The following is a 24,329-nucleotide window of genomic DNA, read 5'->3' on the forward strand; positions in this document are numbered from 1 at the left end:
CCGCGCCAGCACCACTTCGAGGATAACGAGGGGGTACGGCGAGGGACGGGACGGGGCTGGAGGGCCGTTGAACTCGTACGGGCTGATTTATGTCTATTTTTCGCTTTTAGCCAGCATTTCCAGGACTTTGTCGAGCCGGGTCTTCCTGTTCTCCGGTGTGAGCGCCTGGAGCAACGGCAGGATCACCAGATAACGCCCGGTCTTGTCAAGCGCCTCGAACGCCTTCCTGGCCTCCGGGCTCGCGTCGAGCGCCGCCGCGAGATCGGGGGGCACCGTCGCCGTCTTCTGCGACTCGTAGGCCACCGCCCAGCGCCCGTCCTCCTGCGCCTTGCGCACCTCGGCCAGCCCGGGTTCGCGCATCCGCCCGGCGGCCGTCAGCATCGCGACCTTGTCGACGTTCACCTGCGACCACAGGCTCCTGGGCCGTCGTGGCACGTACTTCTGCAGGTAGTACAGCTCGTCGAGGGAAAGCCGCTGCCCGGAGATCCAGCCGTAGCACAGCCCGACGTCGACCAGCTCGTCGGAGGTGATGGTCGGAATGCCGGACTTCTTCTTGGCCAGCTTGATCCACAGACCCTCGTGGCGTGTGTGGTGCTCGGCGAGCCAGTTCTCGAACGCCTCGGCGTCCACGAAGGCGATGATCTCCACTCCGTCGCGTTCATCCATGTGGATCAACCTATCTCCGTGATGAGTCCGGCCACTGAGGATCTGTTTCAGCCGGACCGGCTCGGCCATTTCTGACTTTTCTCGATTTGGAAACGTGTCATCAACTTGACGCGGAACAATACGGGCGAAGTACTGTGGATCATATGCTGATCGTCGTCGCGGGATCGACCGGCCTCATCGGCAGAACGGTGGTCTCCGAACTCCGCGCGGCGGGTCACGAGGTGCGCAGGCTCGTCCGGCGCGAACCGGTGACGGAGGACGAGCGCGAATGGGACCCCCTCTCCGGCACGATCGCGCGGGACGTGTTCGACGACGGCGTCGACGCCGTGATCAACCTGTGCGGCGCGTCGTTCCAGGGCCGGTGGAACGCGGCGCGTAAGCGGCACATCCGGGCCAGCCGCATCGAACCCGCCAGGACGCTGGCCGAGGCCGTCGCCAAGCACGGCGTCCCCACCCTGCTCAACGCGTCCAGCCTGAGCTTCTACGGCGACACCGGCGACGTCGTCGCCGACGAGACGTCGGGCCGGGGCACCGGCTTCCTCGCCGAGATGGTCGTCGACTGGGAGGCCGCGACCGCCGTGGCGCGCGACGCGGGCAGCCGGGTCGTGCTGCTGCGCACCGGCCTCGTGCTGTCGCCCGACGGCGGCCTGCTCAGCCTGCTCATACCGCCGATCCGGCTCGGGCTGGGCGGGAGGCTCGGCGACGGCAGGCAGTACGTGGCGTGGATCAGCCTGCCCGACGAGATCGCCGCCATCCGCTTCCTCCTGGACGACCCGGACGTCTCCGGACCGGTCAACCTGTGCGCGCCGGAACCCGTGACCAACGGCGAGTTCACCGGGGCGCTCGGCCGGGCACTCCGCCGGCCCGTACTCCTGCCCGTGCCGAAGACACTGGTCCGGGCCGTGCTCGGCGAGGCGGCCGACGAGCTCGCGCTGATCAGCCTGCGCGTGGTCCCGCGGGTGCTGCGCGAGGCGGGGTTCACGTTCCGGCACACCGACTTCCGGACCGCGCTCACCGACGTCCTGCGCCCGCCGATGTCAGGCAGGTGACGAGGACGGCGTCGCGGGGCGACTCGCGCGTGGCCGCGTGGCCGCGTGGCCGCGTGGCGGCCACCGGCGGGCCGGGGACACCGCCGCTAGGACGAGACAGGGGCCCCGGTGAAGCGGTAGCGGGTCTGCGCGGGCGGCTCCTTGCCGAACGCGAACACCTTGGCGGGCTCGACGCGGAACACGACCGCGGGATGGCCCGCGACCTGGGCGACGTCGTCGACGAGCTCCAGGCTCCAGCTGTTGTGGGCACCGTACTTCGCGTCGAACGCGGCGACGATCCCCGGCAGGGCCTCGGGGGAGGTGATCTCGGTGGCCGTACCCTCGACGACGACGTCGAGCCCCTTGGTCCAGAGGTTGTTCCCCGTCGTCATCGCGACCTTTCCGCTGTGCTCCAGGTTGCGCATCTTCTGCTCGATCGAGGCGGTGGTGAAGTACACGGCGTCCTCGTGCCACACCGCGACCACCGGTGTCACGTGGGGGCGGCCGTCGGCGCGGACGGTCGTCAGCCAGAACAGCTCGGCCGTCTCCAGCGTGTCCAGGGTCCCCCGCCACGAGGTGGGCCCCACCCCCGGTTCGCTGTAACGCACTTCCAGTTCGGCCTCGGGATAGGTGGTGGACATCGTTTCTTCCTTTCTGCCGTACGGGGACGGACAGGGATGATCTCGACCTCGACCTCGCGAAACGATGACCACGACGACGAGAAATGATGTTCCGGGCACGAGGCTACGACCGCGGCGACGGGCAGACAATGACGTTCCCATAAGCGGTGTCTTTCGTATCGATTAAGCCCGGCGGTGATCCGGGTTCGCCGCCCGGGATGAGCAGGGTATTCACGATTTCAATAAGAAATTCTTACCCCGCGCAATAAGTAATCGTTATGGCGTGCTCGTTGTCCCTAAAGGTGTTACCGGCATAACTTGATGACAGGTAAACGTAGTCGGGCGGAACGAAGGGGAAGTGGGAGGTCCGAGACGTGCCCCCTCTCCTTCCGTTCGCCGACACCGGAAACCGATCATGAGGAGGTAGTAATTATGGAGGACGTCTGCATTATCGGCGCGGGCTCGTCGGGGATTGCGACCTGCCAGGTCCTGCACGAGCGCGGTATCACCTTCGACTGTTATGAAGCCGGCTCCCAGGTTGGCGGCAACTGGCGATATCTCAACGACAACGGCCTTTCCTCGGGCTACCGGTCGCTGCACATAAACACCTCTCGGAAGCTGACGGAATACCGCAGTTATCCCATGCCTGACGACTATCCGTCCTATCCCACCCACTTCCAGATGGCGCGTTATTTCGACGACTTCGTCGACCACTTCGGCTTCCGTGACGCGATCGTCTTCCGTACCGAGGTCACCCGCGTGGAGCCGGCCGACGGCGAGGGCTGGACCGTGACCGTGCGCCACCGCGACACCGGCGTCGAGACCAGCCGTCACTACCGGGCGGTGGTGGTGGCCAACGGCCACCACTCGATCCCCCGCTACCCCGAGCCGCCCTTTCCCGGCGTGGACACCTTCACCGGCAGCCAGATCCACTCGCACTACTACAAGGTCCCCGACGAGTACGCCGGCAAGCGGGTGCTCGTGCTCGGCCTCGGCAACTCGGCGTCGGACATCGCGGTGGAGACCTCCGCCGTCTCCGACCGTACGTTCATGGCCATGCGCCGCGGGGGATACGTCTTCCCCAAGTTCATGTTCGGCAAGCCCAGCGACGACCTCATCAGCCCCTTCCTGACCAGGGTGCTGCCGCGGGAGGCGCAGCGGTGGGTGATGGCGGGCCTGCTGCGCCTGACGGTCGGCAAGGTCACCGACTACGGGCTGCCGGAGCCGGGCCACAAGCTGTTCAACTCCCACCCGACGGTCTCCGAGACCCTGCTGGCCCGCCTCGGCCACGGCGACATCACCATCAAGCCGAACATCACCCGCTTCGATGGCGACACGGTGCACTTCACCGACGGCAGCAGCGAGGTCATCGACGCGGTCATCTACGGCACCGGCTACAAGATCAGCTTCCCTTTCCTGGACAAGAGGGTGATCGCGCCCACCGACAACGACGTCTCCCTGTTCCACCGGGTGGTCGACCCCAACCACGCCGGCCTGTACTTCGTCGGGCTCTTCCAGCCCCTCGGGGCGACCACGGTGCTGTCCGAGGCGCAGTCCCACTGGGTGGCCGACCTGCTGGAGGGCAGGGCCATGTTGCCCCCGCCGGAGCAGATGCGCCGGGAGATCGCCGGTTACAAGGCGCGGCTCGCCAAACGCTACGTGACGTCCAAGCGCCACACCATGCAGGTGGACCACTACCCGTACCTGGCCGAGCTGGACCGCGCGCGGCGCGACGGGGCCCGGCTCGCGCTGGCGGCGTCCAAGGCCGAGAGCAAGGCGGAGAGCAGGGCCGCCGCGAACGAGCGTCCCGACAGCTACAAGCCGGAAGAGGTGTCGATCTGGATCGACGCCGATCCCCAGGTGGTGTGGGACCTCGTCAGCGACGTGACGCGGATGGGGCAGTGGAGTCCCGAATGCCGTCGATGCATTTGGATCGGCGGCAGGCGCGGGGTCGGGGCGCGCTTCGTCGGGATCAACCGCCGTGGCTGGGCCGTGTGGTTCACCACCAACGAGGTCGAGGAGGCCGAGCTGGGCAAGTCCTTCTCGTTCCGCACCAGGACCAACGGCGTGCGCTGGAGCTACCGGCTGGAGCCGGAGGGCGGGGGCACCCTTCTCACCGAGCGGTGGGACGTGTCCGGGCAGAGCACCGGGCAGCGCAAGCGCACCGCGTCCTTCGCCAACCTGGCACTCGGCGGCTACAAGGAGCACACCGAGGAGTTGCGCGACGGCATCCACAAGACCCTGGAGCGCATCAAGGTCGCGGCCGAACAGCTTGCCCGGCCTACCGCGGACGAGGAGGGGAAGGTGCCGCAGTACGCGTCCCTGGACGCGTGAGGAGAACCACGATGATCACCGGTGACGCACCTGACGGTCATCGGTGATCGTCCGGTACGGACAAACGGACGAACGGGCGAAACGTGACACGTGACCTCGGGTAGGCGGCCCCGGCCAGGGCGGGAGATCGGCGACCCCCTCGGCCGGGACCGGAGGTCTCCACGCTGGAGGTATTCGATGACGGACGAGAACCTGCACTTCACCTCGGTCGACGAGTTCGCCACCTGGCTGGAGGCGAACCACCGGACCGCCGACGAGGTCTGGGTCGCCCTGCCGAAGAAGGGGACCGAGGTGCCCTCGGTCACCAGGTCCCAGGCCCTGGACGTCGCCCTGTGCTACGGCTGGATCGACGGCAAGGCCTTCTCGGGGAACTCGCCGGACGGCTGGTGGGCCCAGCGCTTCTCCCCGCGCAGGGCCCGCAGCTCATGGTCGAAGATCAACTGTGTCAAGGTCGGGAAGCTCATCGCCAACGGCCGGATGCGGCCGGCCGGGCTCGAACAGATCGAGCTGGCCAAGGCCGACGGCCGCTGGGACGCGGCCTACGCCCCGCCGAGCACCGCGGAGGTCCCCCCCGACCTGCGGGCGGCACTCGACGCCTCCCCCGCCGCGGCGGCCGCCTACGCCGCCCTCAGCAAGAGCAACAGTTACCAGATCCTGCTCACCGTCCAGAAGGCGAAGAAGCCCGAAACGCGAGCCCGCAGGATCGCCGGCTACGTCGAGCGCCTTGAGGCCGGGGAACCGCCCCACGGTCCCCGGAGAAAGCCCTGACGCCTCTCCCCTTAAGACCGTGACTCATTTGGCGGTCGCTCGTTGGACATGACGTGGATGCGTTTCTTCAGCGACTGGTTCCTGATGAGTTGTGGGAACTGTTTCAGCGGGTGATCCCATCGGCGCCTACTCGGCCACAAGGCGGCGGACGACGGCGCGCAGACGATCGGATGGTCCTGGCCGCGATCGTGTACGTGGCCACCACCGGGTGTGCCTGGAGGCAGCTCCCCCCGGTCTTCGGTGCCTCCTGGCAGACGGTGAACCGGCGTTTCGCCGAGTGGAGCGCCGCCCGGGTGTGGGCCAAGCTGTATCGGATCATTCTGGACGAGCTCGGCGCCCGGGGTGAGCTGGACTGGTCGCGGTGCGCGATCGACTCGGTCAGCCTGCGAGCGGTCAAAGGGGGGAGCTGACAGGTCCGAATCCTGTCGATCGCGGCAAGAACGGGTCGAAGATCCATATGATCACCGAGCGAACCGGTCTGCCGATCTCTGTCGCGATCTCGGCGGTGAACGTCCATGACAGCCGGGCCGTCGAGCCTTTGGTGCGCGGTATTCCGCCGATCCGCTCCCGGCGCGGGCGGCGCCGGCGCCGCCCGGCCAAGCTGCATGGTGATAAGGGCTACGACTACCCGGGTGTGCGGCGTTTCCTGCGACAGCGCGGCATCACCCCGCGCATCGCTCGCCGTGGTGTGGAGTCCGGTCGGCGCCTGGGTCGGCATCGGTGGGTCATCGAGCGCACCATCGCCTAGCTGAACGGATGCCGCCGACTGCACCGCTGTTACGAGCGCCGCGCCGATCACTTCGCATCTTTTGTCGCTCTCGCAGCGGCCCTCATCCGCTACCGCAGACTCACCAAATGAGTCACCCTCCAAAGGCGGCGCGGCACCCTCAAGGGCGGCACAGCACCTTCAAGGGCGGCGCGGCACCTTCAAGGGCGGCGCGGCACGCGAGCCTCCGGCGGGAGGGGTGCCGATCCCGGTCGGCACCCCTCCCGCCGGAGGCTTCCCCCTTCCGGCACTACGTCCGGCGATCCACGACAGGCCCGCGCCACCGGGTCGGAACGGACTCATCCTGTCGACCGGTCCTGCGAGCATGACGAGATGATCGCGACCCCCGACGACCACGCCTGGTTCTCCTACGAGCGCTTCCCCGAGCTGGCCGAGGCCTACTGCTTCACCTACCTCCGGGGCCTGACCCCCGAGCGACTGGTGTCCCGGCTCGGTGGCCGGCCGGAGGATTTCACGCCCATGAAGCTTGAGGAGCTGAACGAGACCTGCCGAAGGCACCATTACGAAACCGCGTTCCTCGGCGTCACGACCATCGGCGACTGGGTGTTCGCCGTCGAGCCCAACGGCGGGCTCGGCGTCGATGAGAAGCTCATCACGTCGTTGTCGGCGGGAACCCGCCTCGTCTCCCACTTCCGCGACGTCGAAGCCGTCGAGTACTTCTACTGGGTCGACGACGGGGAGATCCGGTTCTGCTTCGACGCCGACGAGGGGTACTCGGAGATCCCGGAGGAGGTGCCGGACGAGATCGTGGAGGCCATACGGCGGATCCCCCCCGAGGAGGGGCACACCTACCCCTCCGAGGGACCGGCGTTCCTCCTGGTCGAGCATCTCACCGGGATCAGGCTGACACCGGAGCTGCTGGAGGAGTCCGTCTACCTGTGCGGACCCACCCCCGAAGCGAGGTGAGCGGGACCCGTCGTCCGTGCCCCCCAGGGCCCCGGCCGCAGCGGACGCCCTTCGTCGCGCGGCGGCTCCGGACGACCTCGTACGCCCACGGTGGTGCCGCCCATGCGAGCCGGATCAGAAGTCACCGCTGCGGACGCCCGCCAGGAAGTCGCGCCAGGCCTTCGGGGTGAAGGTCAGCGCGGGACCGGAGGGGTCCTTGCTGTCGCGGACGGCGACGAGCCCCGGCAGGTTCGTCGCCACCTCGACGCAGGCGTCCCCGCTGTTGCTGTAGCTGGACTTACGGAACTTGGCGCCGGGCAGATCACGGGAGATCATCCTTCTCTCCTCGCCGCAGCTATATGTGCTGCGGATTCTCTGAGGGACAGACATGCGCTGGTGGGTGTTCGAGCATCGGTGTTTGAATCAGAAGTCGCCGCTGCGGACGCCCGCCAGGAAGTCGCGCCAGGCCTTCGGGGTGAAGGTCAGCGCGGGACCGGAGGGGTCCTTGCTGTCGCGGACGGCGACGAGCCCCGGCAGGTTCGTCGCCACTTCGACGCAGTTGTCGTTCGTGCCGCCGGAGTAGCTGCTTTTACGGAACTCGGCACCAATCAGATCGAAGAAGGTCATGTTTGCTCCTTGATCGCAGCGATGAACGCCACGGACTCCTCGGGGGACAGTGCCATTCCGGCAAGATGCCCGAACGTCAGCTTAAGGTTCCGGACCTGATCCGCCGCCTCTATGTAGACATCACCGCCAGGACACCCGACATAACCCACATCTGGGTCTTCGGCGTCGAACGACAGCACTGAGAAGGCGCCGTCGAGACCAGCATGCGGACCGACTGTCAGCGGCAGGATCTGGAGTGTGACGTTGGACTGTCCGGCGATGCGGATGAGGTCGTCGAGTTGTTGTGCCATGACGCGCGGCGGCCCAACAGGACGTCGTAGGGCGCTCTCGTCCACCAGGGCCTGCAGCGTCGGCGCGTTCGATCCCGCGAGGGTGATTTTGCGTGCCATCCGAGCATCCACACGGCGCTTCAGCTCGGAGTGATCCAACCCCGGGCGGGCCGCGCGGATGAGTTCGCAGGCGTATTGCTCACTTTGAAGCAGGCCCGGCACCAGCAGAGGTTCCCACGTACGGATGGCCGACGCCTCCGCCTCCAGCACGACGTACGAGCCACCGAGCACATCGGAGTACGCGGTCCACCAGCCGCGTACGGCGGCGTCCTTGCAGAGCTGGATCAGCCCGGCCTTGGTGGAGGAGTCCGCGCCGTACAGGTCACAGGCGTTGGCGACATCCGAGGTGGTCACCGTGATCCGTGCGTTCTCGATCCGGTTGACCTTTGGCCGGCTCCAGCCGAGCTGGCGAGCCGCCATCTCTGGGGTGAGGTCAGCTTGTTCCCGAAGTCGTCGCAGCTCACGACCTAGGCGACGATGCCGGACCGTGGGGCTCTTTGTCATGCTGTTCAGTGTGCTGGGGAGCTGACGAAAATTCCACATGAACAGTGCTTGCTGTGATGCACAGTGCAGGGGCATGATGGTCCAAAAGAGCCGCTACTTTGAGTAAGGACATCATGACGCTGAAGTGTTGTCCTTCGCCACGGATCAGGCTGGTCAGAGCTGCCCGGGCTCCCTCACTTGGCAGGCTGCTTTTCTCCGGCGTCGGCTTGGCTGGTGCGCTTGGGCGGCAGCACGAACGTTCCAAGGCTGGGCACGAGCTTGACGAGCCCCAGCTCGCGCAGATGTTGAAGGACGTGGCGGGCGGTGTTGTTCCCGACGGCATACTCACCCATGATCGTTACGATGCTCGGGACCTTGTGTCCGGGTGGCCAATCACCATTGTGAATGCGCTGCTCGAACACCTCCGCGACCTGCTCCCACTTAGGTCGGTCGGGCTCGAAATTGATCATGCTCGCGACCGTACCTGGCCCTGGCACGCCTGGGCGATATCAGACAGGCCTAGGCCTGGTTAGGCATGCCTAGGCATGCATGGACACGCCTATATGGACTAATTATCCCTTTGTTGTGGCCTGAACAGCGAATTTGTCCGGCGCCTATCGCATCCGGACGGGCCCTAGAGCGGACTTAGGAGGTCCGATCCATGGAAGATGCTAGATCCACAACGCCCGAATCGACCATTCCCGGCTGGCGGGTGATTCTCAGCGACAGGGGACGGCTGTGGGCCTCCCGCGTCCTCCCGTTCACCGACGCCGAGTCGGACGCGGGCGCGGATCGTACGGTCGACGCCGACACCCTCGACGATCTGCGAGCCGAGGTCGATCGGCACGAGGCCATCGCCCGGGAGACGGCCAAGCGGGTGACGCGGGTGACACCGTGATCGGGCGCCGGTGCCGTGCCTCCGGGCGGTACCACGAAAGTCCGGCCCCCCGCCGTTCACTTCATCCGTACCGGAGCGTGCTCGGATGATCGCCATGAGAGCGGCCCAGGTCGCCGTCATCGTGAGCGCGCCCGAGGAGCGTCAGCGTGCCGCGCTTGAGCAGACCTTCCCCGAGTGGCACATCGTCCACGACCCCCTTCTGCGCCGCTGGACCGCTCTTCGGCGTCGGCCGCTCACCGATCGGGAGGTGCAGGCGGGCATCAGGTGCATGCTCATCCGTGCCTCACCCGAACGGCTGGTCACGGTACTGGTCCGCCAGGTGCAGATCGCGCTCAGCCTGAACGCCGGTCACCCGCCCGGCGGCTGAAACGGCGCGGCGGCCCGAGAGGATCCTCCTCCCGGGCCGCCGTGCTTGGGGAGTTCACGCCACGCGTACGGCGATCCCGGGGTAGTCGAGCACGAGGCCGGACTCGTCGTAGACCAGGCGGCACGCGAAGTCGAAGGCCGGGGAGCTGTAGTCGTAGCGCTGCCGGGAGCCCTCGTCGGCGACGCGGACGTAGTCCTGGTCAAGCCGTTCGACGGTGAGATCGGTGGCGCGTACATAGGCGGCGGGGGCGGCCGACTTCTCGCCCACGCGAAGGCCCATCCGATGCGCGGGGAAGGCGTTGGTCATCGACGAGGACTCCAGGTCGACGTCCAGGCAGCCGTCCAGGTGGGGAGCCGGTGTGCCGTCGACACGCCAGTGGCCGGCGCCGTCGGCCTCCAGCAGGGTGTGCTGGGTCCCCGAGGCCGAGCGGCCCGTGATCCGCGCGCTCCGCGTGGTCCAGGAGGCGTTCAGCTCGATGGAGTAGCCGACGATCCAGGTCTCGCCATCCTCGACCGCCGTCGTGCACCCCTCGATGTGAAGGCCGTCGTCCGAAGGCTGGAAGTAGGTCACCTCGAAACCGTCCCGCGCGTCGAGATGCCGCCAGGCGGCGGTCCCCGGCGGTGCTGTGAAAGTCATGACGCGATTCTTCCCTCCGAACGGTGGACCCGCCGCCGGGGTCATCGCGCGACGCGGAAGAACTCACGCAGGTCGCCGACGAGCAGGTCGGGTGTCTCCATCGCCGGGAAGTGGCCACCCCGGTCGAACTCCGACCAGTGGTCGACGGTGTTCGCCGGGTCGGCGAGTGCGCGGACCGTCATGTCCGCCGCGAACACCGCGACCCCCTGAGGTGGCATCGGCGCGGACGGCCACCCGGCCTGATCGCCGCCGTTCTGGTCGTCACCGTTCTGGTCGCCGCCGGACTGCGCGGCGGCGATCTCGCGGTAGGCCCGCATGCCCTCGTAGAGGATGTCGGCCGAGGACGCGCCGGAGCCGGTGAACCAGTACAGGCTCACGTTGGTGAGCAGCCGGTCGCGGTCCACCGCGTGCTCGGGCAGTTCGGCGGCCGGGTCGGTCCACTCCTTGAACTTCTCCGCGATCCACGCCAGCTGTCCGATCGGCGAGTCGGTCAGCGAGTAGGCGACGGTTTGCGGACGGGTGGCTTGCAGGTGCAGATAGCCGAAGCCGTCCTGCCGGGCGGCGTTGAACCGCTCGGCGCGCGCCCGGTCCGCGCCGGACAGGCCGTCCGGCTCGACGGGCGGGCCGAACGGGTACGGCGACGGACCGTTGACGTGGGTGGCGACCACACGGCCGGGCGCGGCCATGGGCAGCAGCGTGGTCACGCCGCCGCCGACGTCCCCGCCCTGCGCGGCGAACCGCTGGTAGCCGAGCCGGCTCATCAGTTCCCCGAACGCGGCGGCCACCCGGAACAGGTTGCCCCAGCCCGGCTCCCGCACCGGGTTGGAGAACCCGAAGCCGGGCAGCGACGGGATCACGACGTGGAAGGCGTCCGCAGGGTCACCGCCGTGCGCGCGGGGATCGGTCAGCGGCCCGATCACGTCCAGGAAGTCCACGAACGAGCCCGGCCAGCCGTGGCACAGGATCAGCGGCAGCGCGTCCGGCTCGGGCGAGCGGACGTGCAGGAAGTGGATGTCCTGGCCGTCGATCGTCGTCACGAACTGCGGGTGCTCGTTCAGCGTCTTCTCCTGCGCGCGCCAGTCGAAGTCGTTCATCCAGTAGTCGGCCAGTTCTTTGAGGTAGCCGACGGGAACGCCGCGCTCCCAGCCGGTTCCGGAGATCTGCCGGGGCCAGCGGGCCCGGGTGAGGCGATCGCGCAGGTCGTCCAGCTCGGCCTGCGGGATGTCGACGCGGAACGGGCGGATGCCGGTGTTGTTGTCCATGACGAGAAAGGTAGGAGCGATACCGGAAAGATCCGTTCCTGTATTCGGGCAGACTTGAGAACATGCTGGACACGGCACAACGACTCCTGCGACTGCTCTCCCTGCTGCAGGCGCCGCGCGACTGGACCGGGCCGGAGCTGGCCGAGCGCCTCGACGTCACCACACGCACCGTGCGCAACGATGTGGAACGCCTGCGCGACCTCGGCTATCCGGTGCACGGGATCAGGGGTGTCACCGGCGGCTACCGGCTCGGGGCCGGTGCGACGTTGCCGCCGCTGCTGCTCGACGACGAGGAGGCGGTCGCCGTCGCCGTCGGGCTGCGCGTGGGCGCCACACAGGGCGCGGTCACCGGGATCGAGGAGGCGGCGCTGCGTGCCCTGACCAAGCTCGAACAGGTGCTGCCGTCGCGGATCCGCCATCGTGTCAACGGCCTGCGCGCGTACCTCGTCCCGCTTCCGCACGCCGGCGTGAGCGTGGACGCCGCCACGCTCACCGCGATCGCGGCGGCCTCCCGCGACCACGAGCGGCTCCGGTTCGACTACGTCGGCCACGACGGGTCGGCCGGCCGCCGCGAGGTCGAGCCGCACCGGCTCGCGCACAGCCGGGGCCGCTGGTATCTGGTCGGGTGGGACGTCGCGAGGTCCGACTGGCGCACGTTCCGGGTGGACCGGATGCGGTTGCGGACACCGAACGGCCCGCGGTTCACCCCGCGCGAGGATCCCGGAGGTGACCTCGTCGGCCACGTCGCCGCCGGCCTGGCCGCCGCACCCTGGCGGTGCCGGGCGCGGGTGACGGTGTACGCACCGGCCGAGCACGTGCGCGACCGGCTGCCCGGTGTTCCGGTGGAACCTTCGGGCGACGACGCCTGCGTGGCCGAGGTCGGCTCGGACACACCGCAGATGCTGGCCGGATACCTCGGCATGCTCGACGCCGACTTCGAGGTCACCGAGCCGCCCGAACTCGTCGCACAGCTCCGCGTGCTGGCCGACCGCTACCGGCGGGCGGTTCCGAAGGGGACACCTCGCAGTGCGTTGCCGAGCAGCGCGCCGCCCGGCCAGGCCGGTGAACCTGGGCGGTCACCGCACTAGCGAGGCTCGATGCGGACGAGTCGGCGCCCGGACGTGCTCCGAGAGCAGGATTCCCTGATGTGTGAGTGATGTCGGCGACACGCCGCGACAGGACCTGCCGCAGCGGGCACCTGCTGCTTAACCTGCAGAAACAGGCGTACACCACCGGCGGACCCAGGCTGTGAGGGCGGCGTGCGTTCTTCGGCCGCGACCGCGCGGGTCGCGACAACGCGCGACAACGAAAGGGACGTCATGACCGGCACCTCACCCCACGTCACATCCCTGGCGAACGCGTCACCGGCGTTCGAGAGCGAGCTCGGGTCGGTCACCCTGGTCGACGCCGGCGTCCTGCCCATTCTCAGCGGGCTCTCGATCAAGCATGTGGTCCTCGAACCCGGCGCGATCCGCGAGCCGCAGTGGAACGTCAACGCCAACCAGATCGGCTACTGCCTTTCCGGCACGGTCCTGGTGTCGATGCTCGGGAACGCGGACGTCTTCTCCTCGTTCGTCATCGCCGCGGGTCAGATGTACCACGTCGAGTCAGGCGCGATCTACCACCTGGAGAACATCGGTGACGACCGCGCCGAGTTCGTTCTCGCGCTGCGTGACGAGCGCCCCCGGCATTTCTCGCTGCGCGACAGTTTCAGCGCGATGACCGACGCGGTGCTCGGCAACACCTACGACCTGCCTGCCTCGGCGTTCGCCGCCTTCGACCGGTCTCCGGCCCAGCAGATCGTCCGCCGCACCGGCGCCGCCGACATCCCGTCCACGGCCGGGCTGCCCAACGCCCACCTGTTCGACATCGAGGGTCAGCACCCGCCGCTGTCGTACGCCTACGGTGACGCCCGCCTCGCCCGCAGGCAGTACTGGGCCGCCCTGGAGGACATCTCCATGTACTCCCTGCGCATCAAGGAGAGCGGGATGCGCGAACCGCACTGGCATCCCGTCACCGGCGAGATGGGATACGTGGAGAAGGGGCACGCCCGCATGCGGGTCCTGGACCCCGACGGCACCCTCGACGAGTACCTGCTCAGCCCCGGTGACGTCTACTTCGTGCCACGCGCCTTCCCGCACCACATCGAGGTCATCGGCGAGGACGACATCCACTTCCTCATCTTCTTCGACCAGGCCATGCCCGCCGACATCGGCTACCGGGCCAGCGCGTCGGCGTTCTCCCGCGAGGTTCTCGCCGCGAGCTTCGGCATGCCCGAGCGTGATCTTCCTCGGTTCCCCTTCACGCCGGTCGACCCGCTCTTCGTCGCCCGCGCCAACCCTTCCGACCCGGTCCGCTGAGTCCCCCCGCTGGTCCGGTGGGTCTTCCGGTGACGTCGCGGACCAGGTGATGTCCGGGAAAAGATGACCATCGCCTAAAGTCGGGCGAATGGCTCCGATCCCCTCGCGGCTGGCCTGGTTGGACGCGCTGCGCGGACCCGCCGCGCTCGCCGTCGCGCTGCACCACTCCGGCTGGACCTTCATCCCGGACCTCTGGGCCGAGGTGGACCGCAGGATCGACGTCGGCACCTGGGGCGTCTTCGTGTTCTTCCTGGTCAGCGGCTACATCATCCCCGCCTCCCTGGAGCGGCGCGGTGACCTGCGGGCCTTCTGGATCGGCCGCGCCTTCCGCCTTCTCCCCCTGCTGCTGGCCGCGATCGGCCTGGCGCTCCTTCTCGCGTACGCCGGAGCGTTCGTCCTCCACCCGGGCCTGAGCACGCGGCCCCTGCCCCTGGTCGTCCTCGGGAACGTGACGATGCTGCAGGAACTGCTCGGCGTGCCCGCCGTCATCGACGTGATGTGGACGCTCTCGTACGAGATGGCGTTCTACCTGCTGGCGGTCGGGCTGTTCGCCACGGGGCGGGCGCACCGGTCGGCCGCGGTCGCGGTCGTCCTGGCGCTGTCGGCCGTACTCCTGGGCCTCCTGCTGACGAGGCCGGTCATCGGTGGCCGCGCCGACCTGGCCGCGGGGCTTCTCGGGGTCGCGGTGGTCGCGGTCGTCGTGCTGTCGGCGCGGGCGGGGGGCGGGCTGCGCACGGCCGCCGCCGTGGCGGGCGGTCTCCTCGGGCTGTCCCTGGTGATCCTGGGCAGCCGGATCGGCGCCTGGCAGGGATTGATCATCCTGGCCATGATGTTCGCCGGTACGGCCGTGTACCGCGCCGAGCAGGGGACCATCCGCCGGCGTACCGCCGTCGCCACCGTGCTGACGGTCCTGGCCTGCGGGATCCTCGCCAAGGACGATCCCGGCTGGGCGCCGGCGATCCTGCTGGCCGCGGGTTTCTTCGCCGCGGGGTTCGCGCTGCGGCGCAGGTCGTTCCCCCGCTGGCTCGCCCACCTGGGGGTGATCAGCTTCTCGCTCTATCTGCTGCACCCGCTCCTGCTGCGGATCAGCCCGAACCTCCCGCTGTTCTTCCTCGCGCTGGTGCCGTTCTGCTATCTGACCCACCGCCTGCTCGAGGCCCCCGCGCAACGTCTCGGCAGGCGGCTGGCCGGGTCCGCGGTGAGGGTGCCCGTGCCGGGCGGGCACCAGGACTCGCCCCGCCGCCCGGCTTAGGGGGCTGTGTAGCGCTCGGCGTAGGCGGCGGACGGCTCGGTCGGGGTGATCACGTCGATGAGCACGCCGTCCGGCGCGGCCACGATGAAGTGCCGCTGCCCGAACTCCTCGGTGCGCAGCGTCAGCTCCACCGGGAGCCCCGCCTCGCGCACGAGCCTGTCGTGTTCGGCGTCGACGTCGGCCACCTCGAAGTTGAGGATCAGCCCCCGGACCGCCGAGCGGTACTTCTCCGGCACCGTCGGATGGTCGCGGGCGACGAGCGCCAGCTCGTAGTGCGGTGGCTCGGGCCGTCGCAGGCTCACGTACCAGTCCGCCTCGAAGGTCGTCTCGAAGCCGAGGAACCGCCGGTAGAAGTCGTGGGACTCGGCGATCCGGTCGGTGCAGACGACCGGGTAGAAGCTCGTGAGGGTCATGCCCTCTCCCTTCGGACACATTCACATACCGTCGGTATGTGAAGCTAACATACCATCGGTATGTCAACAAGGGAGGTCGCGGTGGACCGGGCACGGCAACGGCTGGAGACCAGGCGGGCGCTGGTGACCGAGGCCAGGAGGCTGTTCGCGCGGCACGGGTACGCCGCGGTGAGCCTGGCGCAGATCGTCGGGGCGGCGGCCGTCACGAAGGGCGCGCTCTACCACCACTTCGAGAGCAAGGCCGCCCTGTTCCACGTGGTCGTCGAGCAGGTGCAGCAGGAGGTCGGCGAGCGGGTCGCGGCGGCGGCGGACGCGCACGACGACCCGTGGGAGCAGCTGGTCGCGGGATGCCGGGCCTTCCTCGCGGTGAGCCGCGACCCCGACGTGCAGCGGATCATGCTCGTCGACGGCCCCGCCGTGCTCGGCTGGAACGAGTGGCGGGCCATGGACGAGGCGTCCTCGGCACGCCACCTCACCGAGGCGCTCGTCACGCTGGTCGAGGCGGGGATCGTCGCCCGCCGGCCCGTGGAGCCGCTCGCCCGCCTCCTGTCCGGCGCGATGAACGAGGCGGCCCTGTGGCTGGCCCGCTCGACGGACCCCGACGACCTTCCCGCCGTCACCGAGGCGCTGACGCGCATCCTGGAATCCCTGCGCGACCACCGGTAGGCGACGTGTCCGGGCCCGAACGGGACCGCCGCGCACCGGCCAGGCTGGCTAGGATCGATTCACCCGAGTCTGTTCCGATCCGGTGGACGATGGACGATGGAGGACGGTGACCGAGCCCACGCGTCCGGACGGCCGTCCGCGCGGTTCCGCCGCGGCGGCCGCGGTGGCGCTTTCCCGCCTGGGCCGACTGCGTGACCTGCCGGTCATCCTCATGCTGGCGTGGGTGGGCTGGCTGGCCATCCCGTGGCCGTCCGGCGGTCTCGTCCACGCTCGCGGCGCGACCACCCAGCCCCAGGACCGGAACGCCGACGTCACGGCCGTCACGGCCGGGTCCCCTGCGCGGTCCCCTGGTGTGGAGCCTCCGGGCGGCAGGGTCTCGGGTACGGACGTCCCGGCGAGCTGGAGCCTGAGCGCGGCACCGGCCCGTCCCGCGCTGCTCGTGAAGCCGGTCAAGTCGGATGAACCAGGCAAGTCTGGCAAGCCGGATGAACCGGGCAAGCTTGGTGAGCCGGATGAACCGGGCGAGTCGGCGCGGGAGCTGATCGCTCTGGAGCGGGCGCGCATCGCGGGGGAGGTGCACGACGTCGCGGGGCACGGCCTCGCGACCATCGCCATGCAGGCCGGGATCGCCCTGCTCGTGTTCGACGAGCGGCCCGACCAGGTCCGCGAGTCGCTGGAGGCGATCCGCTCGACCAGCGTGCTGGCGCTCGACCAGCTCCGCTCCGCGCTCGACCTCATCCATCCCGGAACCTCCGCCGCTCCGGAGAACCTCCCCAAGGCCGGAACCTTCACCGCTCCGGAGAACCTCTCCGGCTCCGGAACCTCCGCCGCTCCGGAGAACCCCTCCGGGCCGGGGAACCCCGCGAACCGCGACCTGCCCCGGCTGATCGACGGGGTGCGCGCGGCGGGGTTGCCCGTCGACGTCGAACCGGCCGCGCCGGACGTCCCCCCGCACCTCGAAGGCGTGGTCTACCGCGTCGTACGCGAGTCGCTGACCAACGTCCTGCGCCACGCCGGTCCGACCAGGGCGCTGGTCCGCGTCGTCGGCGACCCGCACGCGCTCGTCCTGGAGGTCGCCGACAGGGGGAGCGGTCCCTCCGGCACGGCCCCCGAGGGGCGGGGGCTGGCCGGGATGCGGGTACGGGTGACGGAGGCGGGCGGCACCTTCGACGCGGGCCCCCGCGAGGGCGGCGGGTTCCGCGTCGTGGCCCGTTTCCCCCGGGAGACCGTGTGATGTCACGGCCGAGTCCCCGGACACCGGTGTCCCCCCGGTCGCGGCCCGTTCTCCCCGGCGGGAGCGCGTGACGTCTCCGGCGGGGCCGATCCGCGTGGCGCTCGCCGACGACCAGGCCGTCGTGCGCATGGGGCTGCGGGCGCTCATCGACCGCGAGCCCGACCTGGAGTTCGCCGGTGAGGCCGCCGACGGCGCCGCGGCGCTGCGGCTGCTGCGCGAGACCCGTCCCGACGTCCTGCTGCTCGACATCCGGATGCCCGGCATGGACGGCATCGACACGCTGCGGGCCATCGCCGCCGATCCCGCGCTCAACACCACCCGGGTGGTCGTCGTCACCACCTTCGAGGTCGACCGGTACGTCTTCGCCGCCCTCCAGGCCGGGGCCAGCGGGTTCGTCCTCAAGGACAGCGCCCCCGAGGAGCTCACCCGCGCGGTCAGGGTCGTCGCCTCGGGGGAGGCGCTGCTCTCCCCGTCCGTCACCAGGAAGGTGATCGGGCTGTTCGGCCGCCACGACGTCACCCCGGTGGAGGGCCTCGAAACCCTCACCCCCAGGGAGCGGGAGATGGTCGCCTGGGTGGCCACCGGCCGGTCGAACGACGAGATCGCCGCGGAGCTGGTCATCAGCCCCGACACGGTCCGTACGCACGTCAGCCGCGCCATGGTGAAACTGCGCGCCCGCGACCGGGCCCAGCTGGTCGTCTTCGCGCTCAGGTCCGGGGTGACGATCCCCTGAGGAAGCCCCGGTAGCCGCGCTGGCCCAGCTGCGCCTCGATCTGCTTCACCGTGTCCAGTCCCACCCCGACCATGATGAGGACGCTCGTCCCGCCGAACGGGAAGTTCTGCTGGGTCCCCGGGTCGCGCAGCAGCATGAACGCGATGATCGGGATCAGCGACAGGGTGGCGAGGTAGGCCGCCCCCGGTGCCGTCAGCCGCGAGAGAACGAACCGCAGATACTCCGCCGTGGGCCGTCCCGGCCGGATGCCGGGGACGAACCCGTTGAACCGCCGCATGTTGTCGGCCACCTCCTCCGGGTCGAAGGTGATCGACACGTAGAAGTAGGTGAAGGACACGATCAGCAGGAGGTACGCCGTGATGTAGACGGGATGGTCGCCCGAGACGAGGTAGCGCGCGATCCACGCGGACACCGGCCCGGTGCCGCCCGTCAGCTGCATCGCCAGCTGGGGCAGGAAGAGCAGGGACGAGGTGAAGATGACGGGGACGATCCCGGCCTGGTTGACCTTCAGCGGGAGGTAGGTCGAGGTTCCGCCGTACATCCTGCGCCCGACCGTCCGCTTGGCGTACTGCACCGGGATCCGGCGCTGCGCCTGCTCGACGAACACCACCGCCGCCACCAGGAAGACGCCCGCGACCAGCATCGTCGCCAGGGCGAACGGGTTGAGCAGGAAGATGTTCGACATGTAGGACGGGAACACGGCGATCACCTGCGTGAAGATCAGGATGGACATGCCGTTCCCGATCCCCCGGTCGGTGATCAGCTCGCCCAGCCACATGACCACGCACGTCCCGGCCACCAGGGTGACCACGATCACCGCGATCGTCATGGGGCCCCGGTCGTACAGCACCTGCCGGTCGCAGTTGGGGAAGATCCGGCCCGCGCGGGCCATCGCCACGACGGCGGCGGCGTTGAGCACGGCCAGCGCCACCGTCAGGTATCTCGTGTACTGGGTGATCTTCGCCTGCCCCTGCCGCCCCTCCTTCCTGAGCGCCTCCAGGCGCGGGATCATCACGGTGAGCAGCTGGACCACGATCCCGGCGGTGATGTACGGCATGATCCCGAGGGCGAACACCGACAGTTTCAGCATCGCCCCGCCGCTGAACAGCTGCAGCATGTCGACGAGCCCGCCACGGGTTCCCGCGCTCAGGCACTCCCGCACCGCGACCACGTTCACGCCGGGCGCGGGCAGTATCTGCCCGAACCTGAACAGCGTGATCATCGCCAGCGTGAAGAGCAGTTTCCCGCGGAGGTCGGGCATGCGGAAGGCACGGATGAGCATGCTGGGCACAGTGGGCATGCGCAGAGTCTGGGCGCGCGGGCGTGGCGCGGCATCCGCTCATCCGAGGCTTCGCCGTACGCGAATCCGCGTACGTCCCGGCCGGGGTGCCTTCCCGGCCTCGGCGTCCCTCGCGTCCGTTCGGTGCGGCGGCGACGCCGGGTGTCACCTCGCGTCCGGCCCCGCGCGACGCGTTCGAAGTCCGCGGGAATCACCGAATCCCCCCATGGACCCATGGTTTCGTCAATGCGGCACGAAGTTCGCGCGACGTGGTGATCCGATCGGTGGCGGGCACCACCCGCTGACCTAACGTCGAGGTGTGTCCAGCCAGCACCCACCTTGAGGAACCGACCATGGCCTTCGTCACCACCGCCGACGGTACCCAGATCTTCTACAAGGACTGGGGCGGCGGGCAGCCGGTCGTCTTCAGCCACGGCTGGCCGCTCAACGCCGACGTCTGGGACGACCAGATGAAGCTGGTCGCGGACAACGGCTTCCGGGCCGTCGCGCACGACCGCCGGGGGCACGGCCGTTCCGGCCAGCCCTGGGACGGCAACGACATGGACACCTACGCCGACGACCTGGCACGGCTGATCGAGACCCTCGACCTGCGCGAGGTGATCCTGGTCGGCCACTCCACCGGCGGCGGCGAGGTGACCCGCTACATCGGCCGGCACGGCACCTCCCGCGTCGCCAAGGCCGTCCTGCTGGGCGCGGTCCCGCCGCTCATGCTGAGGACCGACGCCAATCCCGAGGGCCTGCCGATCGAGGTGTTCGACGAGATCCGCGCGGGGGTCAAGGGCGACCGCTCGCAGTTCTACAAGGACCTCAGCATGCCCTTCTACGGTTTCAACCGGCCCGGCGCGGAGGTGTCGGAGGGGGCGAGGAACGCCTTCTGGCTGTGGAGCATGCAGGTGGGCCTCAAGGGGGCGTACGACTGCGTCAAGGCGTTCTCCGAGACCGACTTCACCGAGGACCTCCGGCGCTTCGACGTCCCGACCCTCATCGCGCACGGCGACGCCGACCAGATCGTGCCCATCGCCGCCGCGGGCCTGAAGTCGGCCGAACTGGTCGGGGACGCCACCCTGAAGGTCTATCCGGGCAGGCCGCACGGCCTGGTCGGCGCCTACAGGGACGAGTTCGACGCCGACCTGCTGGCCTTCATCAACTCCTGAGAGTCCTGAGAGTCCTGAGACGTTTCGGCGCCGGTCAGCCGGTCCGCCGGCCTTCGTCGGCGCCCGCGACGGTTCGACGTCCTGGTCGCGGCCGCCGTCCTGAACGGGATCGGAGAGCGACATCCGCCTCACCGCGATCGCGAACGTTCGAGACGGTGAATCGTTCGGGAGCGCACGATTCTTATTTCGCGCCGCACGATTCTCATTTCATACGCGAGGAACGTTCGTTCGCATTCCGGTGTCCAGCAGGGGTCGCGCTTCCCGCAGGCACGCGCGAAGGCAGGGAAGGCAGGGAAGGCTACGACGACCGTGACGGCTACGACGACCGGGACGTCGCGAGGCGTCGCTGTTCCTCCTCGACGATCTGGCGGGCCAGGGCCTGCTCGGAGATGTCGATCGCGTCGGGTGTGGACTCGGCCAGGTCGCTGCGGCGGGCGTAGGTGTCGAAGAGCCCGGACTTGCCGCGAAGGATGTCGAGCATGCGCTGGTCGACGCTGTCGGCCGTCAGGATGCGGTGCACCTGGACCTTGCGGACCTGTCCCATGCGGTGGGCGCGGGCCACGGCCTGGCTCTCCATGGTCGGCTTGACCTGGGGCTCGCAAATGATCACCACGGAGGCGGCCTGCAGGTTGACGCCGATGCCGCCGGCCTGGATCTGGCTGAGCAGCACGGCGTGTCCGGGGGCCGCCGTGAACTCGTCGACGACCTGCTGGCGGCGGGCGGTGCCGAGGTCGCCCGAGATCGGCCCGTGGACCCGGCCGCCCGGGTCACCGAGGGCAGCGGGGGCCCCGGAGGCCCCGGAGGCACCGGGGGACCCTGGAGCGCCGGAGCCGGCGAGAGCCTCGTGGACGGCGGTCATGACGTCGCGGAAGTAGGAGAAGACCACGACCTTGAGGTCGTTGCCCGCCGCCTCGTCGACGAGTTCCAGCAGCCGCTGGAGCTTGGCCGACGTCTCCGGCACGGCGTAGGCGGCGCGGCGCATCGCCATGAAGTTCCCTGCGGCCACGGCCTTGCGGTAGGCGGCGAGGTCCGCCGGGCTGAACTCCTCCCACTCGTCCACGTGGACGAGGTCGGGCAGCTCGGTGAGCACGTCCTCCTGGTTGCGGCGCAGGTAGACCGGCGCGACGGCCCTGCGGAAGGACTGCCCTCTCGCCGCCCCGGTCCCCGCCACCGTCGCCAGCGCCGCCGCGTCGCCGTTCCGGATGTCCGGGAGCAGATCGGGCCTGAGGTAGCCGATCAGGTTGCGGAACTCCTCCACGCGGTTCTCCATCGGGGTCCCGGTCATGAAGAGCACCCGGTCGGTGCGGGCGCACCAGCGGGCGACGGCCTGGGAACGCCGGGCGGCCGGGTTCTTGACGTAGTGCGCCTCGTCGACCACGAACATCCCGAGCGTGACGTCGCCGGGGATCTCCAGCCGGTGCAGGGTGTCGATGGTGGTCACGGCGACGCCGCCGGTGCGGATCCACTCCGCCAGGGCCGCGGGCCGGTCGCCGCCGCGCAGGGAGTAGGCAGGCAGCGTGCTGCGGGACTCGATCTCGCGTACCCAGTTGATCAGGACGCTGGCCGGGCAGGCCACCAGGAAGTGCCGCTCGCCCCGCGCCCAGAGGTGGGCGAGGGCGGCGATGGCCTCGATGGTCTTGCCCAGGCCCATCTCGTCCCCCAGGATCACCCTGCGCTGGGCGAGGGCGAAGCGGGCTCCGAACGACTGGTAACCGCGCAGGGAGACCCTGCGGTGGGCGTCGTCGAGGTCCTGGGCCTTGACCCGCGCGGAGATGTCGTCGGGCAGGAAGCCCTCGGAGGCGACACGGTCGGGTTCCGTGGCCGCGATCTCGGCGAGCAGGTTGTAGTACTCGGACGCGCGCAACTCGAAGTCGACCCACGCCTCGATGCCGGACACCGGCGGGCGCAGCAGGTCCACGGAGGCCTGGTTGAAGAGCAGCGCCGTGTCGGACGCGTTCGCCTCCGCGATCACTTCCTCGATCCGCGCGACGGCCTCCTGCGCGCGGCGGCGGCCTCTCTGGCCCGCGAGCAGCATCCGCAGCCACCCGCGCGCCGGTTGCGCGGCGGGCAGGAGCGAGGCCAGTCTCTTCTCGATCCTCCGCGCGGCACCGCTCGCGCGCGGCAGGTCGGGACCGGCGTTCACCAGCCGGTGCAGCGCGACCAGCAGGGCGGTGGTCTCGTCGTCCTGCCGGTCGACGTCGATCCGCAGCGCCACCGTCTCCTCCACCGCCCTGGCGATCTGTCCGGCGGCGGCGTGCGCCTGCTTCGCGTTCCACACCCCGACGCCGGGGAGCAGCTGGAGCGCGTACGGAGTGCTGTCCAGGATGTCGAGGACCGTCTGGTGACCGGCCTGTTCGAGGGCCTTGAGCCGCAGCCGTCCCACGGTGACGTCCTTCAGGCGCGTCAGGGGGATCGACGCCAGCTCCTCGCGCGCCAGGCGCGTGCGTATCGAGGACAGCGCCCGCCGGACGTCGGCGCGCGCCCGCGCGTCATCGGCGAGCAGCGTACGCGCGTGGGACAGGAGGCGACCGGTCCTCAGGAAGAGGGCCCTGACCTGCCTGGGGGTGGATGCCGGGTCTTCTCGCTCGACGTCGCCCAAGCTCTCGTCCCTCCCGTCCACGGCCCGATCGCGGTAGTTCACCGTCGCCAACCGCCCGGTCGTTGTCAACGACCGGCCAGGCCGGACACGGCATCACAGCCCTTTGCCCCGGAAAGAGCCGTTCATGGGTTCCGGGGAGAACCTGATGAACGGTCCTGCCGGTCCACTTGTCGGTGCCTCCTGGCAGAATCCGCGTGCTTCTGAACGCGAGTGGCCGAGAAGGTGAAGTGAGAGAGATGCCGGATCAAGCGAACGCACCGCTGGTGCGACTCGACCCGTGGGCGGAGACCGACTTCGACCTGCTGCGTCGCATCAACGCCCCGGAGATGACCGAGCACCTGGGAGGCCCGGAGACCGAGGAGAAGCTCCGCGACCGGCACAGGAGGTACGTCGACATCGCGGGCAAGGAGACCGGCCGCATGTTCAGCGTCGTCCTGCTCCCCGAGCTCCGACAGGTCGGCAGCATCGGATACTGGGAGCGCGTCTGGGGCGACGAGACCGTGTACGAGACCGGCTGGAGCGTCCTGCCGGAGTTCCAGGGCAGGGGCATCGCGGTCGCGGCGGCCCTGGCCGTCCTCGCCGAGGCCAGGGCCGAGGGCAGGCACCGGTACGTCCACGCGTACCCCTCCGTCGACCATCCCGCGTCGAACGCGATCTGCCGGAAGGCCGGGTTCGAGTTCGTCGCCGAGTGCGACTTCGAGTACCCGCCGGGAAACGCCATACGGTGCAACGACTGGCGCGCGGACCTCACCGCGGAGACATGAGACGGCCCGCGCGGGCGCCTCTCGTGGCCGTACGGTGAGTCGCTCCCGCCCAAAGGTGCGAATCCGTAATAGTGCACCTTCGACCGCGAGTGTGCATTCCTGCGCAGATGGAAGTGTTGCCGGTTTCTAGTGTTCGTGGTGTCCGAACGGCAACACCCTCCACC

Annotated in this window: 25 protein-coding genes and 1 pseudogene; 15 read left to right on the forward strand and 11 right to left on the reverse strand. The window is 69.3% G+C overall.

What is annotated here, in order from left to right; genetic code table 11:
• Positions 1–93 precede the first annotated feature (93 nt).
• Positions 94–666, reverse strand: coding sequence for a YdeI/OmpD-associated family protein (locus AC5L38_RS25395; protein ID WP_495245316.1), 573 nt, complete (start codon positions 664–666; stop codon positions 94–96).
• 143 nt (positions 667–809) lie between these two features.
• On the opposite strand from AC5L38_RS25395, the gene AC5L38_RS25400 reads away from it, so the two are divergent.
• On the forward strand, positions 810–1,715 hold the full coding sequence (locus AC5L38_RS25400) for a TIGR01777 family oxidoreductase (RefSeq protein WP_495245317.1): 906 nt from the start codon (positions 810–812) through the stop codon (positions 1,713–1,715).
• Positions 1,716–1,801: 86 nt separating this feature from the next.
• Here the strand turns inward: AC5L38_RS25400 and AC5L38_RS25405 are convergent, their stop codons facing one another.
• Positions 1,802–2,335 carry a pyridoxamine 5'-phosphate oxidase family protein gene (locus tag AC5L38_RS25405; protein WP_495245318.1) on the reverse strand — a complete coding sequence of 178 codons (534 nt, stop codon included), beginning with the start codon at positions 2,333–2,335 and terminating at the stop codon, positions 1,802–1,804.
• 411 nt (positions 2,336–2,746) lie between these two features.
• On the opposite strand from AC5L38_RS25405, the gene AC5L38_RS25410 reads away from it, so the two are divergent.
• From AC5L38_RS25410 to AC5L38_RS25425, 4 genes and pseudogenes are all read left to right on the forward strand, one after another.
• A complete protein-coding gene (locus AC5L38_RS25410; protein WP_495245319.1) occupies positions 2,747–4,648 on the forward strand; it encodes an NAD(P)-binding domain-containing protein in 1,902 nt (633 codons plus the stop codon).
• A gap of 177 nt (positions 4,649–4,825) precedes the next feature.
• On the forward strand, positions 4,826–5,416 hold the full coding sequence (locus tag AC5L38_RS25415; RefSeq protein WP_495245320.1) for a YdeI/OmpD-associated family protein: 591 nt from the start codon (positions 4,826–4,828) through the stop codon (positions 5,414–5,416).
• Between the two features lie 53 nt (positions 5,417–5,469).
• A pseudogene (locus AC5L38_RS25420) lies at positions 5,470–6,275 on the forward strand (IS5 family transposase).
• 240 nt (positions 6,276–6,515) lie between these two features.
• A complete protein-coding gene (locus AC5L38_RS25425) occupies positions 6,516–7,109 on the forward strand; it encodes a DUF6461 domain-containing protein (RefSeq protein ID WP_495245321.1) in 594 nt (197 codons plus the stop codon).
• Between the two features lie 114 nt (positions 7,110–7,223).
• On the opposite strand, the gene AC5L38_RS25430 is transcribed toward AC5L38_RS25425, so the two are convergent.
• The 4 genes from AC5L38_RS25430 to AC5L38_RS25445 form a co-directional block, all read right to left on the reverse strand.
• Complete coding sequence (locus AC5L38_RS25430; RefSeq protein ID WP_495245322.1) at positions 7,224–7,424, reverse strand: DUF397 domain-containing protein; 201 nt, start codon at positions 7,422–7,424, stop codon at positions 7,224–7,226.
• Positions 7,425–7,511: 87 nt separating this feature from the next.
• A complete protein-coding gene (locus tag AC5L38_RS25435; protein WP_495245323.1) occupies positions 7,512–7,715 on the reverse strand; it encodes a DUF397 domain-containing protein in 204 nt (67 codons plus the stop codon).
• Positions 7,712–8,548 (reverse strand): helix-turn-helix domain-containing protein, encoded by an 837-nt coding sequence (locus tag AC5L38_RS25440; RefSeq protein ID WP_495245324.1) that lies wholly within the window; start codon positions 8,546–8,548, stop codon positions 7,712–7,714. Before AC5L38_RS25440 ends, AC5L38_RS25435 begins: the two co-directional genes overlap by 4 nt.
• A 173-nt stretch (positions 8,549–8,721) precedes the next feature.
• On the reverse strand, positions 8,722–8,997 hold the full coding sequence (locus AC5L38_RS25445) for a GntR family transcriptional regulator (RefSeq protein WP_495245325.1): 276 nt from the start codon (positions 8,995–8,997) through the stop codon (positions 8,722–8,724).
• Positions 8,998–9,188: 191 nt separating this feature from the next.
• Here AC5L38_RS25445 and AC5L38_RS25450 point away from each other — a divergent pair, with 191 nt between their 5' ends.
• Both AC5L38_RS25450 and AC5L38_RS25455 read left to right on the forward strand, forming a co-directional pair.
• Positions 9,189–9,425, forward strand: a complete 237-nt coding sequence (locus tag AC5L38_RS25450; RefSeq protein ID WP_495245326.1) for a hypothetical protein — start codon at positions 9,189–9,191, stop codon at positions 9,423–9,425.
• Positions 9,426–9,510: 85 nt separating this feature from the next.
• Positions 9,511–9,792: a hypothetical protein gene (locus AC5L38_RS25455; RefSeq protein WP_495245327.1), complete on the forward strand. Its 282-nt coding sequence runs from the start codon at positions 9,511–9,513 to the stop codon at positions 9,790–9,792.
• 54 nt (positions 9,793–9,846) lie between these two features.
• Here AC5L38_RS25455 and AC5L38_RS25460 read toward each other — a convergent pair whose 3' ends face one another.
• Positions 9,847–10,428, reverse strand: a complete 582-nt coding sequence (locus AC5L38_RS25460; protein WP_495245328.1) for a putative glycolipid-binding domain-containing protein — start codon at positions 10,426–10,428, stop codon at positions 9,847–9,849.
• 41 nt (positions 10,429–10,469) lie between these two features.
• A complete protein-coding gene (locus AC5L38_RS25465; protein ID WP_495245329.1) occupies positions 10,470–11,690 on the reverse strand; it encodes an epoxide hydrolase family protein in 1,221 nt (406 codons plus the stop codon).
• A 62-nt stretch (positions 11,691–11,752) separates the two neighbouring features.
• On the opposite strand from AC5L38_RS25465, the gene AC5L38_RS25470 reads away from it, so the two are divergent.
• The 3 genes from AC5L38_RS25470 (at position 11,753) to AC5L38_RS25480 (ending at position 15,302) form a co-directional block, all read left to right on the forward strand.
• A complete protein-coding gene (locus tag AC5L38_RS25470) occupies positions 11,753–12,778 on the forward strand; it encodes a helix-turn-helix transcriptional regulator (RefSeq protein WP_495245330.1) in 1,026 nt (341 codons plus the stop codon).
• A 231-nt stretch (positions 12,779–13,009) separates the two neighbouring features.
• Positions 13,010–14,050 carry a cupin domain-containing protein gene (locus AC5L38_RS25475; RefSeq protein ID WP_495245331.1) on the forward strand — a complete coding sequence of 347 codons (1,041 nt, stop codon included), beginning with the start codon at positions 13,010–13,012 and terminating at the stop codon, positions 14,048–14,050.
• A gap of 88 nt (positions 14,051–14,138) precedes the next feature.
• Positions 14,139–15,302, forward strand: coding sequence for an acyltransferase family protein (locus AC5L38_RS25480; protein WP_495245332.1), 1,164 nt, complete (start codon positions 14,139–14,141; stop codon positions 15,300–15,302).
• Here the strand turns inward: AC5L38_RS25480 and AC5L38_RS25485 are convergent.
• Positions 15,299–15,715 carry a VOC family protein gene (locus tag AC5L38_RS25485; protein WP_495245333.1) on the reverse strand — a complete coding sequence of 139 codons (417 nt, stop codon included), beginning with the start codon at positions 15,713–15,715 and terminating at the stop codon, positions 15,299–15,301. The two genes, AC5L38_RS25480 and AC5L38_RS25485, sit on opposite strands and share 4 nt — an antisense overlap.
• Before the next feature lie 60 nt (positions 15,716–15,775).
• Here AC5L38_RS25485 and AC5L38_RS25490 point away from each other — a divergent pair, with 60 nt between their 5' ends.
• The 3 genes from AC5L38_RS25490 (at position 15,776) to AC5L38_RS25500 (ending at position 18,348) form a co-directional block, all read left to right on the forward strand.
• Complete coding sequence (locus AC5L38_RS25490; RefSeq protein WP_495245334.1) at positions 15,776–16,381, forward strand: TetR/AcrR family transcriptional regulator; 606 nt, start codon at positions 15,776–15,778, stop codon at positions 16,379–16,381.
• A 106-nt stretch (positions 16,382–16,487) separates the two neighbouring features.
• On the forward strand, positions 16,488–17,615 hold the full coding sequence (locus tag AC5L38_RS25495; RefSeq protein ID WP_495245335.1) for a sensor histidine kinase: 1,128 nt from the start codon (positions 16,488–16,490) through the stop codon (positions 17,613–17,615).
• A 67-nt stretch (positions 17,616–17,682) separates the two neighbouring features.
• The gene (locus AC5L38_RS25500; protein WP_495245336.1) at positions 17,683–18,348 is read left to right on the forward strand and encodes a response regulator; all 666 of its coding nucleotides are present in this window, start codon (positions 17,683–17,685) and stop codon (positions 18,346–18,348) included.
• On the opposite strand, the gene secY is transcribed toward AC5L38_RS25500, so the two are convergent.
• Positions 18,323–19,639: a preprotein translocase subunit SecY gene (gene secY / locus AC5L38_RS25505; RefSeq protein ID WP_495245344.1), complete on the reverse strand. Its 1,317-nt coding sequence runs from the start codon at positions 19,637–19,639 to the stop codon at positions 18,323–18,325. The two genes, AC5L38_RS25500 and secY, sit on opposite strands and share 26 nt — an antisense overlap.
• A 341-nt stretch (positions 19,640–19,980) precedes the next feature.
• On the opposite strand from secY, the gene AC5L38_RS25510 reads away from it, so the two are divergent.
• Positions 19,981–20,802, forward strand: a complete 822-nt coding sequence (locus tag AC5L38_RS25510; protein ID WP_495245337.1) for an alpha/beta fold hydrolase — start codon at positions 19,981–19,983, stop codon at positions 20,800–20,802.
• A 316-nt stretch (positions 20,803–21,118) separates the two neighbouring features.
• Here the strand turns inward: AC5L38_RS25510 and AC5L38_RS25515 are convergent, their stop codons facing one another.
• Entirely contained in the window at positions 21,119–23,443 is a 2,325-nt protein-coding gene (locus AC5L38_RS25515; protein WP_495245338.1) for a DEAD/DEAH box helicase, read from the reverse strand.
• A 194-nt stretch (positions 23,444–23,637) separates the two neighbouring features.
• Between AC5L38_RS25515 and AC5L38_RS25520 the strand changes: the two genes are divergently transcribed.
• Complete coding sequence (locus AC5L38_RS25520; RefSeq protein ID WP_495245339.1) at positions 23,638–24,165, forward strand: GNAT family N-acetyltransferase; 528 nt, start codon at positions 23,638–23,640, stop codon at positions 24,163–24,165.
• The last annotated feature ends 164 nt before the right edge of the window (positions 24,166–24,329 follow it).

Source organism: Streptosporangium nanhuense (assembly GCF_059358815.1).